At 63.9% G+C, this 3,556-nt stretch carries 2 protein-coding genes; one reads left to right on the top strand and one right to left on the bottom strand.

All coding sequences use genetic code 11. The annotated features are described in order from the left end of the window. The first annotated feature begins 31 nt into the window (after positions 1-31). Positions 32-2,611: a DNA mismatch repair protein MutS gene (gene mutS / locus R3217_10510; protein ID MDX1455874.1), complete on the top strand. Its 2,580-nt coding sequence runs from the start codon at positions 32-34 to the stop codon at positions 2,609-2,611. 242 nt (positions 2,612-2,853) lie between these two features. Here the strand turns inward: mutS and R3217_10515 are convergent, their stop codons facing one another. After that, positions 2,854-3,501: an alpha/beta fold hydrolase gene (locus tag R3217_10515; protein ID MDX1455875.1), complete on the bottom strand. Its 648-nt coding sequence runs from the start codon at positions 3,499-3,501 to the stop codon at positions 2,854-2,856. Positions 3,502-3,556: the final 55 nt, after the last annotated feature.

Consider the following 3,556-nt stretch of genomic DNA (forward strand, 5'->3'; position numbering starts at 1 on the left):
CACCCAGATAACGAAGAGACGCGATTCGACCATGGCCAAGCAGCCAGCCAGAAGCGGCAATGAACATACGCCCATGATGCGCCAGTACCTGGCCGTCAAGGAGCAACATCCGGACGAGCTGGTGTTCTATCGCATGGGCGATTTCTACGAGCTCTTCTTCGATGATGCAAAGCGCGCGTCGAGGCTGCTCGATATCACCCTGACCCAGCGCGGCCAGTCCGCCGGCGAACCGATTCCGATGGCCGGCGTGCCCGTGCATGCCATGGAATCGTACCTGGCCAAGCTGGTGCGCAAGGGCGAGTCCGTTGCCATCTGCGAGCAGGTCGGTGACCCGGCCACCAGCAAAGGTCCGGTCGAGCGCAAGGTGGTCCGCATCGTCACGCCGGGCACCTTGACCGACGAAGCCCTGCTCGACGACAACCGCGAAAGCCTGCTGGTTGCGCTCCACCGACAGCACGACCGCCATGGCATGGCCAGCCTGGACCTGGCCAGCGGGCGCTTCGTGGTTTCCGAGCCAGCCTCGGACACTGAACTGGCCGCCGAACTGGAAAGGCTGTCGCCCTCGGAGGTATTGCTGGCGGAAATGAACACCGAGCCGCCGGGCGCACCTGTGCAGGCCGTGCGTCGTCGGCCCGACTGGCATTTCGATACCGCCTCCGCAACCGAGGCCTTGTGCAAACAGTTCGGTACGCGTGACCTGGCCGGCTTTGGTGCGACCGACATGCCGGCCGCCGTTGCCGCCGCGGGCGCCCTGCTCGCCTACGTGCAGGACACGCAGCGCAGCGCCCTGCCCCATTTGCGCGGGCTGCTTGTCGAACAGCACGATGCCTATCTCGGCATGGACGCTGCCACGCGTCGCAACCTGGAACTGACCGAATCCCTGCACGGCGAAGATGACTTCACCCTGGCTGCCATCATCGATCGCAGCAGCACCTGCATGGGCGCACGCCTGCTGCGTCGCTGGATTCACCAGCCGCTGCGTGACCATGCTGCCCTGGACGAACGGCTGGATGCCGTCAGCGACCTGCTGGCCCAGGATGCCTGGCCCGAACTGGCGAAGTCGCTCAAGGGCGTGCCGGACATCGAACGCATGCTCGGTCGCATTGCGCTGAAGTCCGCCCGGCCGCGTGACCTGACAGGACTGCGAGCGGCATTGGGCCTGCTGCCTGCGCTGCAAACCCAGTTGAAGCCGTTGGCGGCAAAACAGCTCGATCACTTGAGTTCACAGATCGGCGAACATCCGGACACGTTCGCGCTGCTGGAGAAAGCCATCATCGACATGCCGCCCGTGTTCATGCGCGACGGCGGCGTGATTGCGGAAGGCTTCGATGCCGAGCTGGACGAACTGCGCGCATTGTCGAGAAACGCCGACCAGTTCCTGGTCGATCTCGAAACGCGCGAGCGGGAACGCACCGGTATCGACAAGCTGAAAGTCGCCTACAACCGCGTACATGGGTATTACATCGAGGTGTCTCGCGCCCAGGCCGACAAGGTGCCGGACGATTACACTCGTCGCCAGACCCTGAAGAATGCCGAACGTTACACCCTGCCGGAACTGAAAGCCTTCGAAGACAAGGTGCTGTCGGCACGCGAGAAAGCGCTGGCGCGTGAGAAGCATCTCTATGACGAGCTGCTGGATACGCTGCTGGAAAGATTACCCGAGCTGCAGCAAAGCAGCGCTGCGCTGGCAGAGCTCGACGTGCTGGTCGGCTTTGCGACGGTTGCCGTCGAACGCGACTATGCCCGCCCGGCACTGGTCGAGACACCCGGGCTGCGCATCGAGGCCGGACGCCATCCGGTGGTCGAGGCCGCCACCGACGTCACCTTCCTGCCCAATGACCTGGCGATGGATGACGAGCAGCGCATGCTGATCATCACCGGCCCCAACATGGGCGGCAAATCCACCTACATGCGCCAGGTGGCGCTGATTGCCGTGCTCGCTTCGATCGGCAGTTACGTGCCAGCGACCAGCGCCGACATCGGACCGCTGGATCGCATCTTCACGCGCATCGGTGCATCGGATGACCTGGCCGGTGGTCGCTCGACCTTCATGGTGGAGATGACCGAAACGGCCAACATCCTGAACAATGCCACCGAACGGTCACTGGTCCTGATGGACGAAATCGGTCGCGGCACCTCGACCTATGACGGACTCGCACTGGCCTGGGCCAGTGCCGAGTACATGGCCAACGAAGCGCGCGCCTTCACCCTGTTTGCGACGCACTACTTCGAACTGACACAACTGCCTGAACGCTTGCCAACCTTGCAGAACGTCCATCTCGATGCCAGCGAGCACGGCGAAGACCTGGTGTTCCTGCATGCGGTCAAGGAGGGTCCGGCGAATCGCAGCTTCGGCATCCAGGTGGCCAAGCTGGCCGGCCTGCCGAAAAGCGTGCTGGCAGCTGCCCGTGCCCGGCTGGCGAGCCTCGAAGCCGAGGGCAGCAGCCGGACGACGGGCAATGCCGAATCACCGGCTGCTGCCCCGCAAATCAACCTGTTCGAGGCCGAGCATCCGGCACTGGCGGAACTGCGCGAGCTGGACGTGGACGACATCACTCCGAAGCAGGCACTCGACCTGCTCTATGCCCTGGCTCGCAAGGCCCGCGACTGAAACCTTCCGGACAAAAAAAGGCGCCCTGCCGAAGCAGGGCGCCCCGTGTCCCGATCTGGCGCAATAAGCAGGAGGTAAAAATGCGGACCTGGCCGGAACACGACGATCAGGTCCCACGCTATAGAGAAGTGTCTTCCGGCCCTATCCGTAAACACCCTCAGTACGCCTACAGGGTGTACTGAGAATGTGCGGCCAATATGCAGTGAATGTGCGCCGGCCCGTGACTCGAGCCGGGATGCCGCTCAGGCGGAAGCGGTAGCGAAGCTGCCCGAGTCCAGGAAGGCCGCCGTTGCCGTGGCGACGGTGCCCGAAAACAGCATCAAGGTATGGGAAGCAGGCACCTGGAGTTCGTCGCGAGCGCCGGGCAGGTGCGTTTCATCCAGGGCAACGGTACCGTCGTTCGGCCTTGGCATGTCCCGGAGGAAGGATCCCGGCCCGATCGAGCGGGTGCCGGCGATGCAGCCAATATCATGCTGCCACTGTGTGCCAGCGGCGAATTCCGGCGGAACGACCAGGCCCTTGTGGCGACTGTGACCCAGCAGGCGCCCGAGCCCGCGCTTTTCCATCAAGGCCGCCACGCGACTGCCCCGTACCGGCGAACCCAGCAACACCACTCTTCCATCGATGATGCCGGGGCGTTCCTGCAACATGGTCAGGCTGACGATGCCGCCCAGGCTGTGGGCGACCAGGTGGACGGTAGGCGCATCAAGCGACTCGATGAAATCCGCCAGGCGCGCCGCGTTGTCCGCAATGGAGTCGCGCGTGGTGCGGTAGGAAAAGGTATGGGTCGCAAAGCCGGCACGTTCAAGACGCGACGCCAGCCAGCGCATGACCAGGCCATGCATCCACAAGCCATGCACCAGCACGACATGCTCACGTGGGGAACTCATGCGCTGCTCAGGCAATGGCCAGCATCCGCTCCAGCGCCTGCTTCGCCTCGATGGC

The sequence above is a fragment of the Gammaproteobacteria bacterium genome (assembly GCA_033720895.1).
GTDB lineage: Bacteria > Pseudomonadota > Gammaproteobacteria > Natronospirales > JAJUFS01 > JAWWBS01.